Genomic DNA, 25,354 nt, shown 5'->3' with positions numbered 1-25,354 from the left:
GTGCCGTCCTATTTGCGCTCGGCGGCCAGCGCGCGCAGACCGGCCGGGTCGAGGATGTCGATCTGGTTGCGGCCGAGCGCGACCAGGCCCTGTTCGGCGAAGCTCTTGAGCAGGCGACTGACGATTTCGCGCACGCTGCCCAGTTCGTCGGCCAGTTGCTGGTGCGTGGTGTGCAGGGTCTGACCGTGGCCGAGCAGCAGCGCGGCCAGGCGCTGGTCGAGGCGCTGGAAGGCGATGGCTTCGACCAGTTGCATCAGTTCGGCCACGCGCTCGGCGAACAGGCCGAACACGAACTGCCGGAAAGCGGGCTCCGACAGCAGGCGGTCGAACAGCGAGGTCGGCAGCACCAGCAGCTTGACCGCGCTTTCGGCGACGGCGTGCGCGTTGTAATCGATGTGGCCGAGCAGGCAGGCGCTCGATATGACGCAGGTTTCGCCGGCATGCACGCGGTAGAGCGGCAACTCGCGGCCGTTGGCCGACGATTTCGCCACCTTCACCTGGCCTTCGAGCACGAAGGGAAAACCGCCGCAGGGCTGGTGCTCGTCGAAGATGCGGGTGCCGGCCGGCACCTCCATCGCGCGGCCTTCCTTCTCGATCAGTGCGCGCGCCTCCGGCGACAGGCCGGCGAGCAGCGGATAGATCGCGGTGAGTGCGTCCGTGTGTCCGTTCATGACAGCGTGGCGATGACCGGTGCGTGATCGGACGGGCGCTCCAGCTTGCGCGGTGCCTTGTCGACGACGCAGGCGGTGCAGCGTGCGGCCAGCGGTGCGGACAGCAGGATGTGGTCGATGCGCAGGCCGAAATTGCGGCGGAAGGCACCGGCGCGGTAGTCCCACCAGGACCAGGTCTTCTCCGGCTGTTCGAACAGCCGGAAGGCGTCGGTCAGACCGAGTGCGATCAGGCCGGCGAAGGCGGCGCGTTCCGGCGGCGATACATGGATTTCATCCTTCCAGTCCGGATGCGCGTCGCGCGGCTCGGGCGCGATGTTGTAGTCGCCGAGCAGAGCGAGCTGCGGGTGGCGGGTGAGTTCGTTGCGCAGCCAGTCGGTCAGCGCGACCAGCCAGCGCATCTTGTATTCGAACTTTTCCGAGCCGACCGCCTGGCCGTTCGGGAAATAGGTGCACACGATGCGCACGCCATCGACCGTCGCGGCGATGACGCGCTTCTGTTCGTCGGCGAAGCCAGGGATGCCGATCTGCACGTCCTCGGCCGGCCGCTTCGACAGGATGGCCACGCCGTTATAGGTCTTCTGGCCGCTGATCGCGCTGTGGTAGCCGGCCGCCTCGAGTTCGGCGCGCGGATAGTTGGCGTCTTCGGTCTTGGTTTCCTGCAGGCACACCACGTCCGGCTGTTCGGTGGCGAGCCAGTCGGTCAGGTGGGGCAGGCGGACTTTCAGCGAATTGACGTTCCAGCAGGCAATCTTCATCGGTATCGGTGTCACGGGCAGGCAGTGAGCGGGCAAGGCCCTGCAGGGCCGCCGCATTGTCCCATCTGCGCCGGACACTGAACAGTTGCGTCAGCGGGATCTTCAGCGCGGCGCAGGCGGCTCCGCGGTCTGGCCGTTGCCCTCGGCGGCAGCACCCTCCGGTGCTTCGGGCGCGGCGGCGGCCGGCTTCGGTGGCTGTGGCTTGGCACTGCCCTTTGCCGGGTAGCCGGCGCGGTCCAGCAAGCGGGTCCAGGCGTCGGCGCTGAAGCCCATCAGCTGGTCGGCGCCGGCGGCGATGGCCGGCACGCGGGCTTCCTTCACCTTGAAGCGCGTGGCGAAGGCCTGCTTCTGTTCTTCGGTGGTGATGCGCTGTTCGCTGTAGGCGATGCCGCGGCTCTTCAGCAGCGCCTGCGCAGACTCGCACAGCTTGTCGCACTCGTTGCCGAGCCAGACGGTGACCGGCGCGTTCTTCATCGCCTCGCGTTCGGCATAGCTCGGCCCCTGTTCGACCACGCTGGGCTGCAGCTTCTTCTCGGTCGCCGCGCGCGCGTCGGCCGGCGGCGGTGTGTCCGAGTAGTGGGTGCGGCCCTGGGCGTCCTTCCACTTGTAGGTCTGGGCCAGGGCCGGCGCGGCGCACACGGCGCCGGCGAGGGTCACGCAGAGCAGTCTGCGCAGCGTCATCATCTTCTCCTCAGGCCGCGGCCACCATGCCGCTGTGGCGCAGCAGCGCGTCGGGTTTGGGTTCGCGGCCACGGAAGGCCTTGAACGATTCCAGCGCCGGACGCGAACCGCCGACGGCGAGGATTTCGTCCCAGAAGCGGCGGCCGGTGGCGGTGTCGAACACGGTGCCGGCGACGCTGCGCGCTTCCTCGAACGCTTCGAAGGCGTCGGCCGACAGCACCTCGGCCCACTTGTAGCTGTAGTAACCGGCTGCATAGCCGCCGGCGAAGATGTGGCTGAAGCTGTTGGCGAAGCGGTTCCACTCGGGCGGGCGCACCACGGCCACTTCGTCGCGCACTTCGCCGAGCAGCTGCAGCAGGGTCCTGTCGCCGCCGGGTACGAAGTCGTGGTGCAGGCGCAGGTCGAACAGCGAGAACTCGATCTGGCGCAGCGTCTGCATGCCGCTCTGGAAGTTCTTGGCGGCGATCATCTTGTCGTACAGCGCGCGCGGCAGCGGCTCGCCGCTAACGACGTGGGCGGTCATGCCCGAGAGCACATCCCATTCCCAGCAGAAGTTCTCCATGAACTGGCTGGGCAGTTCGACCGCGTCCCACTCGACGCCGTGGATGCCGGACACCGGCAGGTCGTCCACTCGCGTGAGCAGGTGGTGCAGGCCGTGGCCGCTTTCGTGGAACAGCGTGATCACGTCGTCATGAGTGAAGGTGGCCGGCTTGCCGCCGACCGGCGACGGGAAGTTGCAGTTCAGGTAGGCGACCGGCGTCTGCACGCCGCCACTGACCGCGCGACGGGTGATCGCCTCGTCCATCCAGGCGCCGCCGCGCTTGGTGTCGCGTGCATAGAGGTCGAGGTAGAACTGGCCGACCAGTTCACCGCCGGCACGCTCGATGCGGAAGAAGCGCACGTCCGGGTGCCACACCGGCGCGGTGTCCGGCTTGATGGTGACGCCATAGAGCCCCTCGACCACGCGGAACAGGCCCTCCAGCACCTTGTGCTCCGGGAAGTACTGTTTCACCTCCTGTTCCGAGAAGTCGTAGCGCTGAACGCGCAGCTTTTCCGACACCCAGGTCATGTCCCAGGGCTGCAGTTCGTCGAGACCGAATTCGTTGCGGGCGAAGGCGCGCAGTTCGTCGAGGTCGCGCTGCGCGTGCGGCCGGGCGCGGCCGGCGAGGTCGCGCAGGAAGTCCATCACCTGTTCCGGCGTGTCCGCCATCTTCGGCACCAGCGACAGTTCGGCGAAGCTGGCGAAGCCCAGCATCTTCGATTCCTCGGCACGCAGCGCCAGGATGCGGGCGATCAGCGGCGTGTTGTCGCGCTCCGCTTCGCCGAACTCGGAGGCACGGGTGGCGTAGGCGCGGTACATGCGGGCGCGCAGGTCGCGGTTGTCCGCGTACTGCATGACTGGCAGGTAGGACGGCATGTGCAGCGTGAACTTCCAGCCGTCGCGCTCGTCGCGCTGGGCGGCTTCGCGCGCCGCCTCGATGCTGTCTTCCGGCAGGCCGGCCAGCAGCGCTTCGTCGGTGACGTACTCGGCGAAGGCATTGGTGGCGTCGAGCAGGTTCTCGCTGAACTTCGCCGACAGCGCGGCCAGTTCTTCCTGGATTTCCTTGAAGCGCGGCTTCTGATCTTCGGCCAGCTCGGCGCCGGACAGGCGGAAATCGCGCACCTCGTTGTCGAGGATGCGCTGGCGCGCCGGCGACAGCGTCGCGTACTCCGCGGATTCGCGCAGCGCCTTGTACTTGGCGAACAGCGCGAGGTTCTGGCCGAGCGCGCTGTAGAAGCGGGTGATGTCGGGCAGTGTCGCGTTGTAGGCCTCGCGCCAGGCCGGCACGTCATTGACGCCGTGCAGGTGGCCGACGACGCCCCAGGCGCGATTCACCTGTTCGCCCATGTCGGTGATCGGCGCGGCGAAGCTGTCCCAGGTGGGGGGCTCGGCGCGCGCGGTCAGATCGTCGATCAGCGCCTGATAGCGCTTCAGCAGTTCGCCGATGGCCGGCGCCACGTGTTCGGGCTGCACCGCATCGAAGCGGGGCAGGGCGGAAAAATCGAGCAATGGATTCGTGGTCATGGTGTGCGGACGGTTCGGTACGGGTTGACACGTGCGGCGGTCGCGCGCGGATCTCAATGGGGATTCTAGCCCGCTCTGCGCGCCGCTCACTCAAGTTGGGCATTTCCATGCCGAAAGCAGATGAAGAATAAAGCCGCGTCCGGAGACGGGGCCGCAAACAAAAGCCCGAGCCATGAAAAGACATCGTCCGACGCGAGTTGATTCCCTGCGCGTGCGCGCCTGCGTGCTCGTGCTGTGCTGCGCGTCTTCGATGGCTGCCGCGGATGACGAGAGCGCCGACCTGGCCGGGCTTGCGCTGGAAGATCTGCTGCAGATCAAGGTCACCACCGCCGCCCGCAAGCCGCAGTCACTGCGCAGCACGCCAGCCGCCGTATTCGTCATCTCGCGCGAGGACATCGAGCGCTCCGGCGCAGCATCGGTGCCGGAGGCGCTGCAGATGGCGCCGGGCGTGCAGGTCGGGCGCATTTCCTCCGGTAGCTGGGCGATTTCGCTGCGCGGTGCCAACAGCCGCTTCGCCGACAAGCTGCAGGTGCTGGTCGATGGCCGCAGCGTCTATACGCCGCTGTTCTCCGGCACCGTGTGGGAAGACCGTGAACTGATGCTGGAGGACGTCGAACGCATCGAAGTGGTGCGTGGGCCGGGCGGGGCGCTGTGGGGCAGCAATGCGATGAATGGCGTGATCAACATCATCACCCGCCGCGCGCAGGACACGCAGGGCACGCTGGTCAGTGCCGCGGCGGGCACCGAGCAGCGCGGCTGGCTTGCCGTGCGCCACGGTTTCAGCGTCGGCGACAGCCACAGCGGACGTATCTGGGCCAAGCGCCGCCTGAGCGACGCCAGCGACCGGCCGGATGGCTCGGCCGGCTACGACGACGGACGCAACACCGCCGGCGGCGTGCTCTGGGAAAGCCGGCTCGGTGGCGGCCATACCTTCACGCTGCAGGCCGGGGCGAGCAGCACGCGGCACGGCGAGGAACTCGATCTGACGCGCTACACCTTCGGCGGTGCGCCGATACCCGGCCGTCTCGATTCGCAGGAAAACCATCTGCTGATGCGTTACGCCGGCATCGCCGACAGCGGCGCCGACTACTCGCTGCAGGCGTCCTACGCGCATTCGAGCTTTGCCGTCGACAACGCGGCCGGTCCGATCGACGACGCGCGGAATACGCTGGACATCGACTTCCAGCGACGCGAGCCGCAGGGCGGTCGTCATGACGTGATCTGGGGCGCCAGTTACCGCCATACCTCGGACCAGCTGAACGTGCAGCTGATCGGCGGTTTCATCCGGCCGCCGAGCCGCAGCACCACCTGGACCAGCGTATTCGTGCAGGACGACATCACGCTGCTGCCTGAGCGCCTGCACCTGGTGCTCGGCGTCCGCGTCGAGGAGAGCAATCTGGACAAGCCGGAAGTGCAGCCGACTGCACGCCTGATGTTCACGCCGGATGGCCCGCACAGCGCCTGGGCGGCGGCGTCGCGCACCACGCGCCAGCCGTCGCGAGCGCTGCGCGATTTCAGCGCCGACCTCGGCCCTTTCCCGCAGCCGCCGCTGGCCGGCGGCTTCCGCATCCGCAGCGCCGGCGGGGGCCGCGACATGCGCAGCGAAACCGCCACCTCGCTGGAGCTGGGTTACCGCTACCACAGCGGTCCGCTGACCGTGGATGTCGCCGCGTTCGCGACGCGCTACCGCCATCAGGCCGAGTACGTCAATGTGTTCACTGGCGTGGTCGCGTTGCCGGCTCCGACCCTGCTCGCCGAGTTCGAAGTGCGCGCCAGCGACGACAGTCGCGCGCACGGTCTGGAACTGGCTGCGGACTATCGCCCGCGCACCGACTGGTCGCTGCACGGCGCCTACACCTACACCGACTCGACGGCGCTGGACCGCACCTTTCGCGCCGACATTCCGCTGACCAACTTCTTCATCTACTCCGCCGATGCGCGGCACCGCCTCTCGCTGCGTTCGCTGTGGAACCTGACGCCGCGCCTGAAGTTCGACGCCTGGCTGCGCCACACCAGCCGGGTCGAGCCGGCGGACATTCCTTCGCTCACCGATCTCGACCTGCGTCTGGCGTGGACGCCGCGCCGTGGGCTCGAACTGTCGCTGGTCGGACAGAACCTGCTGCACGCACGCCGCGTGCACTACGCGGCGGACACGCTGCCGTCCTCTTCACTGGCGATTGAACGCGGCGCCTATGTGAAGGCGGTCTGGTCCTTCTGACATGACGCTCCGCGCGCGCACCCGGGCTTTGCGCTGCCTGCGTTCGGTTGGTGCCGTCGGGGCACTTCTGTGTGCGCTGGCCGGCCAGGCGCAGCCGCATCTGCCGGAGGAGCAGCTGAAGGCGGCCTTCGTGTTCAACTTCGCCAAGTACATCGAGTGGCCGGCCGAGGAAGGCACGCTGGCGCAGATCGTTGCCTGCGTGATCGGCGATGCCAGCGCGATCGGCGACGCGCTGGGCGCCTTCCACGGACGGGCGGTCGCCGGGCGCACCTTCCAGGTGAGACGCCATGTGCAGCCGGAGGAGGTCGATCGTTGCCACATCGCGGTGCTGAGCGACAGCAGCGATCGACGCGTGGTGGCCGCGCTGAAGCAGATGCCGGCGCAGGCGGTGCTCACGGTCAGCGACGCCGACGGCTTCGTCGATGGCGGCGGCATGATAGGCATCGTGCGCAATGGTGACCGGCTGCAGTTCGACATCAATCAGGCGGCCTTGCAACGGGCCAACCTGAAAGCCAGTTCGCAGTTGCTGAAACTGGCGCGCAACCTCGGAGCGCGGCCCCGATGAAGCTGCTGCGTCTGTTCGCCGAGACGCCCGACCTGCCGCTGCGCGCCCGGCTGCGCCGCGTGCTGCTGCTGTCGCTGGCGACCGGTCTGGTGATCAACTTCGTGCTCACCTCGCTCAACGGCCTGCTCGGCGAACGCGAGCGACTGGTCGATCAGCTCGACGCGACCGCGCGCATCATTGGTGCCAACAGCGCGTCGGCACTCGCCTTCAGCGACCCGGATGCGGCGCGCGGCACCTTGTCTGCGGTGTCCAGCGTGGCGGCGGTGACGCGCGCCTGGATACAGCTGAACGACGGCGTGCCCTTCGCCGCCTTCCCGCCGTCCGCACCGCCGCCGCTGCCGGGGCAGCAGATCGACGAAATGACGGTGATCGGTGCGCTGTGGTCGCCCCGCCTGCTGTTCGCGCGGCCGCTGGTCGATGACGATCAGCGTCTGGGCGTCATCGTGCTGGAGGCCGATCTGCTGCCGCTGTGGAGCCGGGTTGCCACCACCATGCTGATCAATGGCATCGCCACCGCGCTGTCCTTCCTGCTCGCCTACCGGCTGTCGGCCGGCATGCAGCGGCGGGTGACCGATCCGGTGCAGGCATTGATCGCGTCGGCGCGCCGGGTGGTGGACGAGCGTCGCTACGACGTGGCGGTGCCGCGCCTGGCCAATGACGAAATCGGTCAGCTCACCGATCGCTTCAACGAAATGCTGCACGAGATCGCGCTGCGCGACGCCGAACTGCGCGGCCATCGCGACCGCCTCGAAAGCGAGGTCGAGGCGCGGACCAGCGAACTGCGCGTGGCGAAGGAACAGGCCGAGGCGGCGAACGAGGCGAAGAGCCGCTTCCTCGCCAACATGAGCCACGAAATCCGCACGCCGATGAACGGTGTCATCGGCATGGCCGGTCTGCTCGAACGCACCCGGCTCGACGACCGTCAGCGGCGCTATGTCGAAGGTATCGCCGGCTCGGCCGAATCTCTGCTGCGCGTGATCAACGACGTGCTCGACTTCTCCAAGATCGAGGCGGGCAAGCTGACGCTGGAAAAGGTCGTGTTCTTTCCGCGTCAGGTGGTCGAGGATGTGGTCATGCTGTTCGCCGACAGCGCACGGACGCGTGGCATCGAACTGTCGCTGCGCATCGATCCGGCGCTGCCGCGGGCACTGATAGGCGATCCGCACCGGCTGCGCCAGGTGCTGGTGAACCTGGTGTCGAACGCGGTGAAATTCACCGCCAGCGGCGAGGTGTTGGTCGATGTGTCGACCACCGGCGCCGACCAGCAGGCAAGACCCGGTCGGGCCGTGCTGCATGTCGATGTGATCGACACCGGCGCCGGCATTCCGGCGGTGGCCGAAGCGGACATTTTCGAGGCCTTCTCGCAGGGCGACAGTTCGACCACCCGCCAGTACGGGGGTACCGGCCTCGGGCTGGCGATCACGCGCGAACTGATCCTGCTGCAGAAGGGGGCCATCGGTTTCTGCAGCGTGCCACGCTACGGCACGCGATTCTGGTTCGTGCTGTCGTTCGACATCGCCGCCGTGCGTTCGTCGCCGCCGCTGCCGCCGAGCACGGTGCGCCGGGTGCTCGTCGTCGATCCGGTGCCGCGCGCTGCGCGGACGCTGGCGGACATGCTCGACGAACTGGGTGTCGAGCATGCGCGCTGTGCCGATGCGCACGGTGCGATGGCGGCGCTGATGCATGCGTACTTCTGCGGCCTGCCGTTCGACGCGGTGCTGTGTGCACAGAAGCTTCCGGACGGCGATGCGCCCGCGCTGGCTGGCGTGCTGGCGCAGCGCCTGGCCGAGCCGCCGCTGTTCGTCTGCGTGCAGGGCTTCGCTGATCCCGAGGTGGTCGAGCCGCCGATGGCCACGCTGCGCAAGCCGGTACTGCGCGGGGAACTGCAGTCCGTCCTCGGCGGCGATACGCCGCCGCGCCATGTTTCGACCGATGTCGCCCCAGCGGTCGCCGCGCCGGATGCACAGCCGGTCTCGGTATTGCTGGTGGATGACCATCCGGTCAATCGCGAGATATCGGTCGAGATGCTGCGCGAGCTTGGCTACCGCGTAAGCACCGCGGACAACGGCGTCGAGGCGTGCGAAGCGGTCGAGCAGACCGCGTTCGACCTGGTGCTGATGGATTGCCAGATGCCGGTGATGGACGGCTTTCAGGCGACGCGGCGCATCCGCGAATTCGAACGGGACGCCGGACGCACCCCGGTGCCCATCGTCGCGCTGACGGCCAACGCCTTGCGCGGCGACCGCGAGCGCTGCATCGAGGCCGGCATGAACGATTACCTGCCCAAGCCGCTGCCGCTGCGCGAACTGAACAGGATGTTGGAGCGCTACGTTCGCAACGGGGACGTGGCCGATGCGACGCCGGTGGCGGGCGCGATGGCGGCGACCCTGATCGACGAAGTACAGTTGTTCAGCGTGCCCGGCATGCGCAGTAACGGTGCGGGGCTGATGACACGCATGACTGCGTTGTTCCGCCGCGAGTCGTCGATCAGCCTGGCGGCGATGCAGACGGCCGCGGCGAGCGGCGATGCACCGGCGCTGCGGGCGGCGGCGCATCGGCTCAAAAGTTCGAGCGGTGCGCTCGGGGCGCGCCTGGTCTATGAAAGGGCGCGCGAGATCGAGAACGCGGCGCGCGCCGGCCGCGTCGAGTTCGACGACGTGGCACAGCGCACATTCGAGCAGATTCTGCTGCAGACTTGCAGCGCTCTGGAATATTTGATGACGACACAGGGCGCTGCATGCGCGCCGGATTCGACGGGAGCCGACGGTGATATTGCTGGTCGATGACGATGTGATGGTCCGCCTGATGGCGGCAGAGGCGCTGATCGCCTCGGGGTTCGAGGTGATGGAGGCCGCGGACGGCGAACAGGCGCTCGAACTGTTCGACCGCCACGAGTTCTCGCTGGTGCTGCTCGACGTGAGTCTGGGCGGCATCGACGGCTTCGAGGTGTGCCGACAGATGCGCGAGCGGCCGCACGGGCGCTCGCTGCCCATCATCATGCTCACCGCCATGGACGACACCCACTCGATCGACAGCGCCTACTCGCTGGGCGCCACCGATTTCGTCACCAAGCCCCTGAACTGGACCCTGCTCGTCTATCGCGTGCGCTACGCATTGCGTGCGGCCCACACCGTCGCCGACCTCGAAACATCGGAGCGCCGGCTGGCGGTTGCCCAGCGCGTCGCCAGACTGGGCGGCTGGCTGTGGCATGTCGACGAGGACCGCTGCGAGCGCAGCAAGATCTGCCTCGACCTGTGGGGCGACACGCCCGGTTCGCTGCACGAGGTGCCCTTCGGTCTGCTGTCGCGCGTGCTCAGCCCGGACCGTCAGCATCTGCGCGAGGCGATGGAACGCGCGCGCGAGGGCGAGCCTTACCAGATGAGTTTCCGCGTGCAGCGCGACGAGGGCACCGTGGTGACGCTGTACGAGCAGGCGCTGCCGGTGCGCGACGAATTTGGCCGCGTGGTGCGCATCGAGGGCGTCACGCAGGACGTGACCGAGCGCGAACAGGCGCAGCGACGCATCCGCTTCCTCGCCTACCACGACAGCCTGACCGGGCTGGCCAATCGTCAGATGTTCCGTGAAATGCTGGACCACACGCTGGCGCGTTCGCAGCGCACCGGCTCGCGCTGCGCGCTGCTCTACCTCGATCTCGATCGCCTGAAGCGCATCAACGACAGCTACGGTCACACACTGGGCGACCAGATACTGCGCGAGGTGGCGACCCGGCTGATCGCGTCCATCCGCTCCGCCGACCTGGTGGCGCACGACGATTCACTGCACGAAGAGGTGGTAGCGCGGCTCGGCGGCGACGAATTCACCGTTCTGCTGACCGACCTGTCGCGCGCCGAGGACGCCGCGCGCGTGGCGGCGCGCATCTGCGCCGAACTGGGGCGGCCGCTGCAGGTGGCCCACGTCGAACTGGTGGTGACCGCGTCGATCGGCATTGCCATCTTCCCGGACAACGGCGCCGATCCGGAAACGCTGCTGCGTCACGCTGACATGGCGATGTACGCGGCCAAGCAGCGCGGACGCAACACCTACGAGTTCTTCACCGAAGCGATGCAGCAGCAGGCGGTCGAACGGCTCTCACTGGAGCAGGATCTGGCGCGCGCCCTGGAGAGCGGCCAGTTCTCGCTGCATTACCAGCCGCAGGTCGACGCCGGCAGCGGCCGCATCGTGTCGGCCGAGGCACTGCTGCGTTGGGAACATCCGCAACGCGGCATGGTGTCGCCGGTTCAGTTCATTCCGGTGGCCGAGGAAACCGGCCTCATCGTGCCGCTCGGCGAGTGGGTGGTACTGACCGCCTGCCGCCAGATGGCGGAATGGCGTCAGGCCGGGTTGCCGGTGGTGCCGGTCGCGGTGAATCTGTCGGCGCACAACTTCCGCTCCGATTCGCTGCTCACGTCGATCGCGCACGCGCTGGAATCGACCGGCCTGCCGTCGAGCTATCTGCACGTCGAGCTGACCGAGAGCGCGGTGATGCAGGAACCGGAGGCGGCGATGAAGACGCTGGGCGCGCTGAAGGCGATCGGTCTGAAGCTGTCGATCGACGACTTCGGCACCGGCTACTCGTCGCTGTCTACGCTGAAGCAGTTCCCGATCGACCTGCTCAAGATCGACCGCAGCTTCGTCCGCGATCTGCCGGAAGACGGCAGCAGCGCGTCCATCGTCGAAGCCATTCTGGCGCTGGCGAATGCGCTCGGTCTGGGTGTCGTGGCCGAAGGGGTGGAAACGGCTGCACAGCGAGACTTCCTGTGCAGCCGTCGTTGCGGCCTGATGCAGGGCTACCTGTTCTCGAAGCCGCTGCCGGCCGACGGATTCGCCGGGCTGCTCGGGGCGGTGCCGCGCTACGCCTGAGCGGCACCGCTCAGGCTCAGCCCTTGCTGCCCGCCAGCACCATGTCTTCCTCGATCAGGACGTTGTTGCCGTCCGGCACCACGGTGTCCACGCGGTAGATGCCACCGGGCACAGCGTCGGACAGCACGAAGATATAGGTCTTGCCGAGGTACTTCGGAAACTTCTGCTTGTTCGGATCGTCGCGGTAAGGCGTGATGCGATATTCCTTCGCGTCCACCGTCTTGCCGCCGAAGCTCACCTTGACCGGCGTGGCCTTCGGCCCTTCGGCCAGTGCCAGGCGGATGCGCTTGCGGAAGTAGTTCGACTTGCCGCCGGTCAGTCGCTCCATTTCACGGATGTCGCGTTCGAGGAAGCACATCAGGGCCGGGTTGCTTTGCGCGGCATCGATTTCCGGAATTTCGGTCTTGCGTACGCCGCTCAGACAGCTGGTGCTCACCTTGCGGGTGCCTTTTTCCTCGCTGACGCGCACTTCGACCGTGTCCTGGAACGCGGCCTCCTGGCTGCCGCTGCGCTTGAACGAATAGCTGAGCGTGGCCGGGGCCTTCACGGCCGACATCTGGTCGTTCATGAACAACTGCTTCTCGGCTTCGGTGATTTCCTGGCTCGGCTCTGCGTGAGCGATGCCGATCGATGCGAACAGCGCGAACAGCAGGGCGGGAAGGGTGGGGCGGAACTTCATGGTGACTCCTCGTGATTGCCGGGTCTGTGCCCGGTCTGGGGGGGAATTCAGCACGTTGTTGACGCACCGCCGGCGCAGGCGTTGACGCGCGCGTCGAGGGCTTCGACGGCGGTCGGCGCGATGCGCTCGAGGCGGGCGCGTGCACTGGCATAGGCAGCCTGATCATTCGTCCGGTACTGCGCCAGTGCGAGGTCGCTGATGAAAACGGGGTTGTTGCTTTCGAGCGCGTCGGCGCGCGCAAAGGCGGCTGTCGCGTCGATGCCGCGCCCTGCCTGGGCCCGGCCGAGCGCGTGCCAGGCGGAGGCATTGCGCTGATCGCCGGCGATCCAGTCGCGCGCGAGGCGTTCCAGGTCGACCCAACGGCCTTCCGTTTCCAGGCGCAGCGTCTGCAGGAAGGCGGGCAGCGCCGGCTCCGGGGCGTCCCAGAACGGACGGCCGTCGAGCGGTGCAACCTCCGGGCCGGGCGGCAGCTTCAGCGCCTCGGCGATCCAGGCGACCGGTACGGAAAACTGATTGTCGGTGCCGGCGCGGAACTTGAACGTCATCAAGCCCACCAGGCGGCCGTCGCGGTCGAACATGCCGCCGCCGCTGGCGCCCGACGTAAACAGGGTGGTGCTCTGGATCACCTGCGCACCGTCGTATGCGTGCAGCCGCAATACCGTTCCGTTGCTGACGCGCGGGGCGGCGCCGAGGATGTAGCCCAGCGCCACCAGCTCCTCGCCCGGCTTCAGCGGCGTTTCACGCAGCGGTACCGGCGGCACCTGCGCAGCCCCCGGCACATCGAGCAGGCACAGGTCGCGCGCGACCATCGCCCGCTGGCTGCTCACCTGCATCCGTTCGCCGTTGGACACCACGCGCAGCGTGCTTGCCCTGGCGGTGACGTGACAGGCGGTGGCGATGACGCCCGGCGCCACCGCCACGCCGGTACCGACGCCCACGTTGCCGCGGGCATCGGACGCTTCCACCTTCAGCACGCTGGGACGCAAGCTGATCAGCGCCGCGATGTCCCGCTCGCCCAGCGCGCTGGCCAGCGACGGCAAGGCGGTGAGCAGCAGGGTCGCGGCCAGGCGGAAGTACGTCGACACGACCCGGGTCTCAGCGGTCCGCCGCGGTTTGGCTGGCCTGCGATTCTTCGATCAGCGGTACACCGTAGGAGGTCAGGATGGCCTGGATGCCCGGCAGGTTGCGCTGGACGGCTTCGTCGATCTTGTTCTTCCAGTCCTTCTCGCCGTAACGCACCGCCATCGTGATCGCGTAGTCGAACTTGACGTTGTTTTCCGGCGGAAAGCCGACGGTGACCAGGTCAGTAGCGCCGGAATTCTTCGCGAAGTAACCGGCGATCGGACCCCAGGCCATCGCGACGTCCAGTTTGTCGGCGACCAGATCCTTCTCGACGATCTCGCCCGGATAGGCGCCCGGATCGCCGGACTGGCGCTGGTACGAGATGGCCTGGTCGAACAGCTTGTTGCGCAGCAGCCAGTCCACCGGCGGCGTCTGCGAGAACACGCCGAACTTCAGTTTGGACAGCTTTTCCGGCGGCAGCTTGAGCAGGTCGTCCGGCAGCTTCACGTCGTCCAGACCGCGCCCCTTCTTGAACACCATCGCGTAGGTCGAGCGGTAGTAGGGCTTGATCGTGGCGCCCATGTCGAAACCGACCGGGACGCCGACGATGAGGTCGCACTTGTACTTGCCCGGAATCTTCTCGTGCTTGGCGCGCAGCGTCATGCGCACGAAGCCCATGCGGTGCGGGAAGTAGGCGTATTCGAGGGTGTAGCCGAGATCCTTGGCCAGAAGCTCGGCAATCTTGTTTTCGTAACCTTCGCCCTTGTCGTTCGACAAGGGCAGGTTGTTCGGGTCGGCGCAGACGCGCAGCACCTTGTCGTCGCCAGTTTCGGCAGAAGCGAGCGGCGCGGCGAGTGTGGCGGCGGCGGCCAGGGCGAGGGCAGCGGACAGTCGATACTTCATCTTGGGGTCTCTCCTCCGTGTCTATATGGCGTGATGTCTTTTTTATCGAAGGGTGGCTGGTGCCAATCCTTCAAGGTGACAGTCTGACATCGACCGAGGGGATTTTGTTTTGTGAATTCCGGTGATTTGTTCCACGCGCGCGATGCGTGGAGCGCACTCACGACCGGTGACAGCAGGCCGGTGCGCCGGGTCCATGTGCCATCCGGGGCAAAAAAACTGGCACCTGCGTTGCCGCGAGGTGCCAGTTCAGGGTCAGACTGGAGAGCGCCTCAGACGCCCTCCTTGTGCTGTACCGGATTACGGCAGTGCGAACACCGTCATCGTGCCACCCAGTTCGGTGTAGCTCGCCAGTTCGGCGTAGCCACCCACGGCGCCCAGACCATCGGTCGGCTTCTCGAGACCGGCTGCCAGACCGATACCGGCCCAGCCACCAATACCCGACAGGATGCCGATGTACTGCTTGCCCTTGTATTCCCAGGTGTTGACGTTGCCGATGATGCCGGACGGCGTCTTGAACTTGAACAGTTCCTTGTTGATGTCGTCAGCATCGACGCACTTGAGGTAACCCTCGAGCGTGCCGTAGCAGGCGATGCCACCGGCCGTGACCAGGGCGCCCGACCACACCGAGAACTTCTCCGGCTTGGACTGGACGATCTTGCCCTTGCCAGCGTCCCAGGTGATGAAGTTGCCCATGCCGCCGTGGCTGCCCGGGGCCGGGAACATCGACAGGGTGGCGCCGACGTACGGCTGGCCAGCGGTGTACTCAACGCGGAACGGCTCGTAGTCCATGCAGACGTGGTTGGTCGGCACGTAGAACAGGCCATTCTTCGGGCTGAACGCAGCGGGTTGCTGGTCCTTGGTACCCAGAGCAGCCGGGCAGATGCCCTTGCTGTTCACGTCTTCACCGTTCTGACGGGTGGAGTACTTGGCCACGACTTGCGGACGGCCGGTGTTCATGTCGACGTGGGTCGCCCAGTTCACCTTCGGATCGTACTTCTCGGCCACCAGCAGTTCGCCGGAAACGCGGTCCATCGTGTAGGCGAAGCCGTTACGGTCGAAGTGCACCGCAACCTTGCGCTTCTTGCCCTTCACATCCACGTCAGCCAGGATGACTTCGTTGATGCCGTCGAAGTCCCACTCGTCGTGCGGGGTCATCTGGTAAACCCAGCGAGCCTTGCCGGTATCGACATCACGCGCCCACAGGGTCATCGACCACTTGTTGTCGCCCGGACGCTGCGACGGGTTCCAGGTCGACGGGTTGCCGGTGCCGTAATACATCAGGTTTTCCTGCGGGTCGTACGAGTACCAGCCCCAGGTCGAACCGCCGCCGATCTTCCACTGGTCGCCCTGCCAGGTCTTCAGCGACGAATCCTTGCCCACCGGCGCCATCTTGCCGTTGGTCCAGGTCATGGTCTTTTCCGGGTCCATCAGCATTTCTGCGTCGGGGCCGGTCGAGTAGCCCTTCCACACCTGCTTGCCGGTGTTGATGTCGTAGGCAGCGACGTAGCCGCGGATACCGAATTCACCGCCGGAGATACCGGTGATGACCTTATCCTTGAACACGTGCGGGGCATTGGTGTTGGTGCCGCCGACCTTCGGGTCGCCGTTCTTGACTTCCCACAGCTTCTTGCCCGACTTGGCATCGAGTGCGACCAGCATGGTGTCTGCCTGCTGCAGGAACACCTTGCCTTCGGCGTAGGCGAGACCACGGTTAACCGTGTCGCAGCACATCACCGGGATCACGGACGGATCCTGCTTCGGCTCATACTTCCACTTGATCTTCTGGGTTTCCAGATCGATTGCGAAAACCTTGTTGGGGAAGGGGGAGTGCACGAACAGGGTGTCGCCGATCACCAGCGGGCCGCCTTCGTGACCGCGCAGAACGCCGGTCGAGAAGGTCCAGGCCACCTTCATGTTCTTGACGTTGCTCTTATTGATCTGGTTCAGCGTGCTGTAGCGCTGATTTTCGAAGTTGCCAGCTTGCATTGCCCAGTTTTTCGGGTCTTTGATCAGCTTGGCGACGTCGGCGTTAGCGAGCGCAGTGCCCGGGATGGCCAGTGCGGCGACCCACAGGGGCAGTTGTTTCATCTTGCTAGACATAGGCTCCTCCTCATTGCTACCAAAATGTGACCGGACACCCATGTCGTGGGCTCCGGCCGCTGTTGCCCTGCGACGCCCATAAGTGCCCCCGGGCGTCGAGGTAATGAAGATATAGCACACGATTTTTGAACAGCGGGAAGTTTTCCCCGCAAGATCTTAAAATTTTAAACTTGACGAGATTTTAGAAAAGTGCTCTTCCGCGTCAGAATGCGGTTTGGTCGGGATGATTGCCCTCGCTTGTGGCGCGCTGCAACATGGAAAAAATCGCTGGATGTTGCAGCGCGCAACAGCGCCGCCGACACTGTGTGACGCTGGAACGTTCCGGAACGGAACACTTGGTGTTGCTTAAAAATGAGGCAGAAAGGACGAAAAAAACGGCACTTCACGCGTGCGCGAAGTGCCGTTCAGGGGCCCGCCGGGGGAGGCGGGTTGTCCAGGACAGACAGCGGATCAGGGCAGTGCGAACACCGTCATGACGCCACCCAGTTCGGTGTATTGGGCCAGTTCGGCGTAGCCGCCGACTGCGCCCAGACCGTCGGTGGACTTCTCGAGGCCGGCTGCCAGACCGATACCGGCCCAGCCACCGATACCCGACAGGATGCCGATGAACTGCTTGCCCTTGAATTCCCAGGTCGTCACGTTGCCGATGATGCCGGACGGGGTCTTGAACTTGTACAGTTCCTTCGTGATGTCGTCGGCGTCGACGCATTTGAGGTAACCCTCGAGCGTGCCGTAGCAGGCGATGCCGCCGGCCGTGACCAGGGTGCCCGACCACACCGAGAACTTCTCCGGCTTGGACTGGACGATCTTGCCCTTGCCGGCGTCCCAGGTGATGAAGTTGCCCATGCCGCCGTGGCTGCCCGGGGCCGGGTACATCGACAGCGTCGCGCCGACATAGGGCTGACCCGCGGTGTATTCGACGCGGAACGGCTCGTAGTCCATGCACACGTGGTTGGTCGGGACGTAGAAGAGGCCGTTCTTCGGGTTGAACGATGCCGGCTGCTGGTCCTTCGTGCCGAGCGCGGCCGGGCAGATGCCCTTGCTGTTCACGTCCTCGCCGTTCAGGCGGGTCGAGTACTTGGCCACGACCTGCGGGCGGCCGGTCACCATGTCTACATGGGTGGCCCAGTTCACCTTGGGGTCGAACTTCTCGGCCACCAGCAGTTCGCCGGACACGCGATCGAGCGTGTAGGCGAAGCCGTTACGGTCGAAGTGGACCGCAACCTTGCGCTTCTTGCCCTTGACGTCGATGTCGGCAAGGATGATCTCGTTCACACCGTCGAAGTCCCACTCGTCGTGCGGCGTCATCTGATAGACCCAGCGCACCTTGCCGCTGTCGACGTCACGCGCCCACAGGGTCATCGACCACTTGTTGTCGCCCGGACGCTGCGACGGGTTCCAGGTCGACGGGTTGCCGGTGCCGTAATACATCAGGTTTTCCTGCGGGTCGTACGAGTACCAGCCCCAGGTCGAACCGCCGCCGATCTTCCACTGGTCGCCCTGCCAGGTCTTCAGCGACGAATCCTTGCCCACCGGCGCCATCTTGCCGTTGGTCCAGGTCATCGACTTTTCCGGGTCCATCAGCATTTCGGCGTCGGGGCCGGTCGAATAGCCCTTCCACACCATCTTGCCAGTGTTCAGGTCGTAGGCGGTCACACGGCCGCGCACGCCGAACTCGCCGCCGGAAATGCCGGTGATCACCTTGTCCTTGAACACGTGCGGTGCCTGGGTGTTCGTCTCGCCGATCTTCGGATCGCCGTTCTTCACGTCCCACAGCTTCTTGCCGGTCTTGGCGTCGAGCGCGACCAGCACGGTGTCGGCCTGCTGCAGCAGGATCTTGCCTTCGGCGTAGGCGAGGCCACGGTTCACCGTGTCGCAGCACATGACCGGAATCACCGAGGGGTCCTGCTTGGGCTCGTACTTCCAGACGATCTTCTGGGTTTCCAGATCGATCGCGAACACCTTGTTGGGGAAAGGCGAGTGCACGAACAGCATGCCGCCGATCACCAGCGGGCCGCCCTCGTGGCCGCGCAGCACGCCGGTCGAGAAGGTCCACGCCACCTTCAGATCCTTGACGTTCTTCTTGTTGATCTGGTTCAGCGTGCTGTAGCGCTGGTTCTCGAAGTTGCCGGCCTGCATGGCCCAGTTCTTCGGATCCTTGATCAGTTTCGCCAGATCGGCGTTGGCCATCGCGGCGCCCGGAACGGCGAGCGCGGCGAGCCACAGGGGCAGTTGTTTCATCTTCACGGACATGGGGTGTTTCTCCTCGTTGCTTTCCCAATGGCCCACGCCTGAACGGCCCGGACCGGCGGCCCCCGCCGGAGCCCATAAGTAGCTCTCTGTTGACGGGTTATGGACTTATACATCGCAGAATGCAACGACGGGATGGAATCCCCCGACCAAGAGCCTGGATGCCCCGATGTCGGGATGGATTCACGGTCAAAACGGGGATATATCCCGGATTCAAGGATTTGGCGGGGGCGTATGTGCCGCTGTCATTCGAGCGGGACGCCGACCGGAATCCGGGGCGTGGCGATATGCAACGTCTGCCGGCAGGCGCCGGCCGGAGCGCTGGCTCAGCGGCGGAAACGATCCGGGCGGAAACCCCAGGCGAGGCTGAGCACGCCGAGCAGTGCCGGCAGCCAGCTCAGCCGGGTCGGCACCGACTGCGTGCGACCGAGTTCGGGATCGGTCAGCGCGGCCGCCAGCCCGTCGGCGTCGGCCAGCGTGTGGTAGGCCATGCCGGTTTGCGACGCCAGTTCGCGCAGGTGCGGCGACTTCAGGCTGGACAGATGTTCGGTGCCGGCGACCACCGCCTGCTGCGCCACCGATTGGCCGGACTCATCCACCATCGCTTCGCCGTTTGCGCTCGAGCCGGTGCGCCCGCGCGTCGCCGTGTCGGTCTGCGATACCTCGTCGGCACGCCAGTAACCGAGCGGCCGGCCGTCTGGATCGAACTTCGGGATCGGGCTCAGCGCACTGCCGCCAGTACCGACGATGAGCCCCTTCACCGCGCCCGGTTCGCCGTCGAAGGAGGGGCGGATCTTCGGGTGCAGCGGTGGCGCCTCGTGACCGTCGGTCACGAACACCAGCGACGGCTTCTGCTCCAGATCCTTCAATGCACGGATCGACGAGAACAGGCCTTTCGACACCTCGCTGGCGCCGGCCCAGGACATCTGGCCGTCGATGCTGGACAGCGTCGCCAGCAGTTCGTGATAGTTGCTGCACACCTCGACCGGCGTCATCAGCGCCAGCAGCCGGTACTCTGAGAACACGCCCCAGCCGATGCGCGAACCGCAGGGCAGGGCGCGCAGCGACTCGGCCAGACTGTGCTTGGCGTAGGTCAGGCGGTCGACCGGCTTGCCGTCGAGCTCGTAGTCGAGCGTGTTCATGCTCTGCGTGATGTCCAGCACCACCATGTGCGTGTAGCTGCGACCGGGCAGCGACACCGGCGGCAGCACCGCGGCGAGCCCGAACAGCAGCACCGCCACGGTCAGCGGTCGCGCCTGCGGGCTGCGCGCACGCGCCAGCAGCTGTCGCGTCGTCGCGATCATGGCAGGCCCAGCGTGAAGGCCTTCATCGTCGTCACCGCCCGTTCGCTGTTCTGCGGCAGCGGCGGTCCTTCCTCGATCGCGCTTTCGCGTTCGGGCGCCAGGCGCAGCGCCCGTTCGAGGTTGTACTTGGCGTCCCAGTGCTGCGGGTTCAGACGCAGCAGTTCGCGGTAGCTCGACTTCGCCAGTTCGGCCAGCGGCAGCGACTTGCCTATGCTTTCCGGACCGAACTGCAGCGCCTCGCGCAGGTGCAGGTTGCCGAGGTTGTACAGCACCGACTGGAGCAGATCGCCGTCGCTGCTGCGCGACAGATCCTTGTAGGCGCGCACCGCGCCCTCGTAGTCGTTGCGCGCCGCCAGCGACAGCGCGCGCGCGAACTCGGCCTGCGGGGTGTCCTGGGTCGCGGCGGCGTCGATGCCGCTGTCGACCAGGCGATTGAAATCGCGGGCCTTGGACAGGCGGTAGCCCTCCCAGGCCGCCACCGCGACGCTGACCGCGATGCCCACGGCGAGCATGGACGCGACACTGCGCAACTTCATGACTGCAACTCCTCTTTCCATGCCGGCCGCGTGATCAGGCGGCAGGCCAGTGCGATCGCACCGGCGAGCAGGGCTAGCGCGAAGCACCAGCCCGAAAAATCGCGCCGCGGAATGCGTTCGACGTAGTCGAGCGGCAGGTTCTGCTGGCGATCGACCTCGGCCACCGCCTGCTTCACCGCCTCCGGGTCTTCCGCCTCGAAAGCTTCGTACGGCACACCGGTCGATTTCAGGAACTTGTGCAGCGCTGCCTCCGGTACGTTGCCGTCGTTCTCGTCGGCGTTCAGGCCCAGGCTCAGCGTCGAGCGGATGAACACCCAGTACACCGCGACGCGATTGCGTTCGAAGGCGCGGCGGATCTTGCCGCGCATTTCGTCGTCGATCTGCGCCGCGCCATCCGACACCAGCAGCAGGATGCGGCTGCCCGAATAGGCGCGCCGGTCGAACTGTTCGGCGCCGGCCAGCAAGGCGCGGCCGATGTCGGTCTCCGACAGGCCGCGGCCGATGCCGCCGGCCTCGATGCCGGCCTGCACCACGTCGCCGTGCTGGGTGAAGGGCACAACCAGCATCGGCGACGTGCTGAACAGCAGCAGCGAGTAGCGATCCTCGGGGCGTCGTGCCGCGAACTCCGCGAGCAGGCGGCGCGCCACCTTGCCCTTGGCTTCCGCCGTGGTGTCGATCGACGGTTGCCGGCCCTTGGGCAGCAGCGGTTCGTCCATGCTGCGGCTGCGGTCGAGCACGATGACGATCTCGGCGCCGCGGCCGGTGCGCTGCTGTTCGGTTGCCGGTTGCGCCAGTCCGGCCAGGCCGAGCACCGCCGCCACGATGGCGAGCGCGGCGGCGATGCGACCGCCGCGCAGCACGGCATTACCCAGCGCATCGCGCGGCAGCCAGTCTATGCAGCCGTAGTCGAGCGAATGGCGCCGCCGCGGCCACAGCGGCAGCAGCGCCAGCGGCAGCGCGAGCAGCCACAGCGGCGCGGTCAGTTCGAGCGCACCGGGCCACAGGTTCAGGACCAGATCGTTCATGCCAGCGCGCTGCGTTCCAGTTTTGCCGCCTGCGCACACAGCGTGCGAGGTTCCACGCCGTCGACCGCACGGTCGGCGAAGAAGCGCGTCTGCGAAGCTTCGAAGAAGCGGCGCAGGTCGGCTTCCAGCGGGGCCAACCACGGGGCACGGGCGAGCAGCAGCGGCAGGTTGTGATCGCGCACCACCTGGCCGGCGGTGTCGTCGAGCGCGCGGTGCAGCCGGCGCCAGGCCTCGATCGAACCGGCATCCAGCCGCGCGATGTCGCGCTGGGCACGCGAGAACGGCAGGCGTCGCCGCGCGTTGAACTGGCGCAGCAGGGCCAGTGCCGCCCACAGCGCCACCAGCAGCGCGCCCGCATACAGCGCGGCGTGCAGCCCGCGTTCGTAGGGCGCGGTGTCGATGTGCGGCGCCGGGTCGTCCGGTCGCATCTCTTCCAGTCCGGCGCGCGCCAGCACCACATTGGGCGTGAGCGGCGCCACCGTCAGCGGCATCGGCGTGGTCTGCAGGCGGCGACCCGATACCGCGGTTTCAATGTCGAGCGCGGGCAGTTCGATCGCGCGCAGTTCTTCCGGCACGTTGATGATCTGGTAGTCCAGCACCAGCCAGCGGCGGCCGGCCGCATCGCGTTCGACGCGCGCGTCGCGGCGCTCGAACCAGTTGCCGGTGCGCTCCAGCGGCGGCAGCGCGCCCAGTTCGAGCGGTTTGCCGTCGTATTCCAGCACCACCCGCTGGGTCACGATGTCGCCGATGACGTAACCGAAGGGGCGCAGCGGATCGACTTCGGGATTGACCGCCGAGATCGCGGGCGCCGGCGGTGTCGCCACGTCGGCCGCCGGTTCGGCCGGCGCTGCAGCGGGCTCGGCGGGGGCCGCAGCCGGGTCCGGCGGCGGCGGAATGACGTAGCCGGTGGGCTGCGGCGGTGTGCCCGGCGCAGCCGCTGCATTGGAATCGGCACCGGCGGCAGGCGCCGCAGCGTTGGTGTCCTGCGCCTGGGTGGCGCCACAGCAGACCAGGGCCAGCGCCGCACAGGCGCTCAGCAGGCGCAGTCTCCAGAAGGAAGGCATGTCAGACGGCCTCGAAGAAATAGCGTGACAGCGCGTCCGCGTCGAAGCGGCCGGTCATGTAGAAAGGGCGGACACCGCGCGCCGAGAACAGCGTTTCCAGCGCCTCGCGCCGCTCGGCGAAAGCGTCTTCCCAGCGGCGGCGGATCTGCGGCCGCAGCCACAGACCGCGCCGGCGGCCGCTTTCGATGTCGCGCAGCGCGAGCAGACCTTCGCCCTCCGGCGCCTTGGGTTCGACCTCGTCCCAGATCACCATCGGTACGACGTAGGCGTGCGACAGCAGGTCGAGTGCGGCCGAGGTCTGTTCCAGCGGCGCGTGGAAATCGGAAGCGAGGAAGACCAGCGCCTGCTTGCCGGCGATGCGCGAACAGGCCTGGAAGATGCCAGCAGTCGACGGCTGGTCGGCGCGGGCGCGGGCCAGCGATTCGGCCATCATGACGCCGGCGCCGCGCGAATGCATCGGCGCCAGCATCAGGTCGGTGCGCTCGCTGCTGTCGTAGGCCAGCATGCCCAGCGCGTCGCCGGTGCGGAACACCGAATCGCCGAGCGACAGCGCGAATTCCGACATCCGCTGGATCTTGCTCGCTGCCGAGCCGAAGGCCATCGACGCCGACACGTCGGCCAGCAGATAAACGGGGATGCCGGCGCGCTGCCGGTTCACCCGTACCAGCCAGCGCCCTTCCGGGTCGCGGATGCTGGCGCGCAGGTCGAGGCGGCGCGGGTCCGGCCGGTCGAACAGCGTCTGGTGGGCGATGAATTCCTGACCGCTGCCGGTGGTCGAGCTGCGATGCGCGCCAGGGCGCTGGCCGCCGACCCGCATCGGCATGCGGTAGTGAAAGTCGCGCTGGAAACTCATGGCGGCGGCGTGACTCAGGGCGTGGCGACCCGCTCCAGCATCTGCGCGATCAGCGCATCGGCCAGTTCGGCGCGGCGCAGTTCGTACACCGGGGTGAAGAAGACGCGATGCACCAGCGTCGACGGCAGCACGGCGCGGATGTCTTCCGGCGTCAGGTAGTCGCGTCCGCTGAACCAGGCGACCACGCGCGCGGCGCGCATCAGCATGCCCATGCCGCGCGGGCTGGCGCCGGCCAGGATCAGCCGCGACATGTCCACGCCGTCGATCTGCAGGCCGTACTTCACCGGGTCGCTGGTGGCCGCCCAGATGTCCATCGCGTAGCGCTGCAGCGCGTCGGACGCGGTCACGGCGCGCTGGATGGCGGCGCCGATGGTGTTCATCTGCATCCAGTCGACCACGCCCGGCGTCACCGTGTCGATCAGCGCGTCGGTGTCGTGGAAGCGCGGATCGAATACCAGCGCGCGGCGGGTGTCGTCGTCCGACGGCGTCAGCATGCGCAGTTCGAACATGAAGCGGTCGCGCGCAGCCGACGCGAGTTCGAAGGTTTCTTCCTTTTCGACGCGGTTGCGGTCGGCGAACACCGTCATGTGCGGGAAGCTGTACTCGCGGTTGAAGGCGGACAGCGTGCGCTCGGCCATCGCGCGCAGCAGCAGCGACTGCACCTGCGGGCGGGCACGGTTGATCTCGTTGAAGAAGAAGGTGGTCAGGCGCTCGCCGTGACGCAGCAGCGGACCGGGTTCGATGCGCGGCTTGCCCTCGCTGTCTACATAGGTGTGATAGACGAGGTCGTTCGGCATCAGGTCGACGGTGCCCTCGACGCGCTCGAAGTCGCCGCCGATGGCGCGGGCGAAGGCACGCAGAACGGTGGTCTTGCCGACGCCGACGTCACCTTCGAGCAGTACGTGGCCGCGGGCGAACAGTGCAACGTTGATCAACCGGAGCGTGTCGTCCTGCCCGACCACTGCGCGACGCACTTCCTCTTCCACGCGCAGCGCGAGGCCACGCCAGTCCTGCAAGGCTTCCTGAGAGAGCATTAGCGAAGATTCCTGCTCGATTTATGGGTACGGGAAACGCGACGCACGATACAAGGTTTGTGTCCCGTCTGCATGTTGCAGCGCGAGGCATCTGTCTCATCGGATGAACCTCGTGGAAAGTGCCCGGTCGATCAGGACCGGGACACCAACGACAAGGGGAGAACGATGAATGCCGTGCCCACGCAGACCGTGATTCTTGGAGGAGGTTGCTTCTGGTGCCTCGAAGCCGTGTTCAACCGGGTCGAGGGCGTGATACGGGTCGAGCCGGGGTATGCCGGCGGCCACGTCGACAACCCGACCTACGACCAGGTCTGCGCCGGCCAGACCGGGCACGCCGAAGTGCTGCGCGTCACCTTCGACGCCTCGCTGACCACTCTGGACGCGCTGCTCGACGTGTTCTTCGCGCTGCACGACCCGACCACCGAAAACCGCCAGGGCAACGACGTCGGCACCCAGTACCGCTCAGTCGTGTTCTGCCACGACGACGCGCAGCGGCAGGCGGTGCGCGCCGCCATCGACCGCCTCACGGCCGCCGGCACCTATGCCGCGCCGGTGCTGACGCAGGTCGAGGGCGCGGTGCAGTTCTGGCCGGCCGAGGACCACCACGTCGCCTACTACGAACACAATCCGCTGCAGCCCTACTGCATGGCGGTGGTCGCGCCCAAGGTGGCGAAGTTGCGCAAACTGTTTGCCGGGCGCGTCAAAACCCAGCTGCGCTGAGTACACTCC

The 25,354-nt window shown here is 66.8% G+C and carries 20 protein-coding genes; 5 read left to right on the top strand and 15 right to left on the bottom strand.

The features are described from left to right. Nucleotides 1-8: 8 nt before the first annotated feature. The 4 genes from IV112_RS00425 to IV112_RS00410 all read right to left on the bottom strand — a co-directional run bounded on the left by IV112_RS00425 (nt 9) and on the right by IV112_RS00410 (nt 4,172). Nucleotides 9-671 carry a Crp/Fnr family transcriptional regulator gene (locus IV112_RS00425; protein ID WP_304000395.1) on the bottom strand — a complete coding sequence of 221 codons (663 nt, stop codon included), beginning with the start codon at nt 669-671 and terminating at the stop codon, nt 9-11. Next, a complete protein-coding gene (gene xth / locus IV112_RS00420) occupies nt 668-1,426 on the bottom strand; it encodes an exodeoxyribonuclease III (protein ID WP_304000393.1) in 759 nt (252 codons plus the stop codon). The genes IV112_RS00425 and xth overlap by 4 nt, the downstream gene beginning before the upstream one ends. Nucleotides 1,427-1,528: 102 nt before the next feature. Then, the gene (locus IV112_RS00415) at nt 1,529-2,107 is read right to left on the bottom strand and encodes a DUF4124 domain-containing protein (RefSeq protein WP_296813324.1); all 579 of its coding nucleotides are present in this window, start codon (nt 2,105-2,107) and stop codon (nt 1,529-1,531) included. A gap of 10 nt (nt 2,108-2,117) precedes the next feature. Continuing rightward, complete coding sequence (locus IV112_RS00410) at nt 2,118-4,172, bottom strand: M3 family metallopeptidase (RefSeq protein ID WP_304000391.1); 2,055 nt, start codon at nt 4,170-4,172, stop codon at nt 2,118-2,120. A 250-nt stretch (nt 4,173-4,422) separates the two neighbouring features. Between IV112_RS00410 and IV112_RS00405 the strand changes: the two genes are divergently transcribed. The 4 genes from IV112_RS00405 to IV112_RS00390 are packed head-to-tail and all read left to right on the top strand — an operon-like array spanning nt 4,423 to nt 11,815. Continuing rightward, nucleotides 4,423-6,390 (top strand): TonB-dependent receptor plug domain-containing protein, encoded by a 1,968-nt coding sequence (locus IV112_RS00405; protein WP_304000389.1) that lies wholly within the window; start codon nt 4,423-4,425, stop codon nt 6,388-6,390. Nucleotide 6,391: 1 nt separating this feature from the next. Beyond that, nucleotides 6,392-6,955, top strand: coding sequence for a YfiR family protein (locus IV112_RS00400; RefSeq protein ID WP_304000387.1), 564 nt, complete (start codon nt 6,392-6,394; stop codon nt 6,953-6,955). Next, nucleotides 6,952-9,741, top strand: a complete 2,790-nt coding sequence (locus IV112_RS00395) for a response regulator (RefSeq protein ID WP_304000385.1) — start codon at nt 6,952-6,954, stop codon at nt 9,739-9,741. The genes IV112_RS00400 and IV112_RS00395 overlap by 4 nt, the downstream gene beginning before the upstream one ends. After that, nucleotides 9,722-11,815, top strand: a complete 2,094-nt coding sequence (locus IV112_RS00390) for a putative bifunctional diguanylate cyclase/phosphodiesterase (RefSeq protein ID WP_304000383.1) — start codon at nt 9,722-9,724, stop codon at nt 11,813-11,815. Before IV112_RS00395 ends, IV112_RS00390 begins: the two co-directional genes overlap by 20 nt. 16 nt (nt 11,816-11,831) lie before the next feature. Here the strand turns inward: IV112_RS00390 and IV112_RS00385 are convergent, their stop codons facing one another. The 11 genes from IV112_RS00385 to IV112_RS00335 form a co-directional block, all read right to left on the bottom strand. Further along, complete coding sequence (locus IV112_RS00385) at nt 11,832-12,494, bottom strand: hypothetical protein (protein WP_304000382.1); 663 nt, start codon at nt 12,492-12,494, stop codon at nt 11,832-11,834. Between the two features lie 47 nt (nt 12,495-12,541). After that, entirely contained in the window at nt 12,542-13,579 is a 1,038-nt protein-coding gene (locus IV112_RS00380; protein ID WP_304000380.1) for a S1 family peptidase, read from the bottom strand. Nucleotides 13,580-13,589: 10 nt separating this feature from the next. Beyond that, the gene (locus IV112_RS00375; protein WP_304000379.1) at nt 13,590-14,459 is read right to left on the bottom strand and encodes a quinoprotein dehydrogenase-associated putative ABC transporter substrate-binding protein; all 870 of its coding nucleotides are present in this window, start codon (nt 14,457-14,459) and stop codon (nt 13,590-13,592) included. 297 nt (nt 14,460-14,756) lie between these two features. Continuing rightward, nucleotides 14,757-16,559, bottom strand: a complete 1,803-nt coding sequence (locus tag IV112_RS00370) for a methanol/ethanol family PQQ-dependent dehydrogenase (RefSeq protein ID WP_304000378.1) — start codon at nt 16,557-16,559, stop codon at nt 14,757-14,759. Nucleotides 16,560-17,009: 450 nt separating this feature from the next. Beyond that, nucleotides 17,010-18,812, bottom strand: a complete 1,803-nt coding sequence (locus tag IV112_RS00365) for a methanol/ethanol family PQQ-dependent dehydrogenase (protein WP_304000376.1) — start codon at nt 18,810-18,812, stop codon at nt 17,010-17,012. A gap of 323 nt (nt 18,813-19,135) precedes the next feature. After that, nucleotides 19,136-20,113 carry a VWA domain-containing protein gene (locus tag IV112_RS00360; RefSeq protein ID WP_304000374.1) on the bottom strand — a complete coding sequence of 326 codons (978 nt, stop codon included), beginning with the start codon at nt 20,111-20,113 and terminating at the stop codon, nt 19,136-19,138. Further along, nucleotides 20,110-20,649: an MxaK protein gene (locus tag IV112_RS00355; RefSeq protein WP_304000373.1), complete on the bottom strand. Its 540-nt coding sequence runs from the start codon at nt 20,647-20,649 to the stop codon at nt 20,110-20,112. Before IV112_RS00355 ends, IV112_RS00360 begins: the two co-directional genes overlap by 4 nt. Further along, on the bottom strand, nt 20,646-21,674 hold the full coding sequence (locus IV112_RS00350; protein ID WP_304000371.1) for a vWA domain-containing protein: 1,029 nt from the start codon (nt 21,672-21,674) through the stop codon (nt 20,646-20,648). Before IV112_RS00350 ends, IV112_RS00355 begins: the two co-directional genes overlap by 4 nt. Beyond that, nucleotides 21,671-22,738: a nonribosomal peptide synthetase MxaA gene (locus IV112_RS00345; protein ID WP_304000368.1), complete on the bottom strand. Its 1,068-nt coding sequence runs from the start codon at nt 22,736-22,738 to the stop codon at nt 21,671-21,673. Before IV112_RS00345 ends, IV112_RS00350 begins: the two co-directional genes overlap by 4 nt. A gap of 1 nt (nt 22,739) precedes the next feature. Next, nucleotides 22,740-23,591, bottom strand: a complete 852-nt coding sequence (locus IV112_RS00340) for a DUF58 domain-containing protein (protein WP_304000365.1) — start codon at nt 23,589-23,591, stop codon at nt 22,740-22,742. Between the two features lie 14 nt (nt 23,592-23,605). Further along, nucleotides 23,606-24,625 carry an AAA family ATPase gene (locus tag IV112_RS00335; RefSeq protein ID WP_304000363.1) on the bottom strand — a complete coding sequence of 340 codons (1,020 nt, stop codon included), beginning with the start codon at nt 24,623-24,625 and terminating at the stop codon, nt 23,606-23,608. Between the two features lie 165 nt (nt 24,626-24,790). On the opposite strand from IV112_RS00335, the gene msrA reads away from it, so the two are divergent. After that, nucleotides 24,791-25,345: a peptide-methionine (S)-S-oxide reductase MsrA gene (gene msrA, locus IV112_RS00330; protein WP_304000360.1), complete on the top strand. Its 555-nt coding sequence runs from the start codon at nt 24,791-24,793 to the stop codon at nt 25,343-25,345. Nucleotides 25,346-25,354 lie beyond the last annotated feature (9 nt).

The sequence above is a fragment of the Methyloversatilis discipulorum genome (assembly GCF_018780585.1).
Lineage (GTDB): Bacteria > Pseudomonadota > Gammaproteobacteria > Burkholderiales > Rhodocyclaceae > Methyloversatilis > Methyloversatilis discipulorum_B.
Note: the sequence above shows the minus strand (reverse complement) of the source record. Positions and strands in the feature narration are given on the sequence as shown.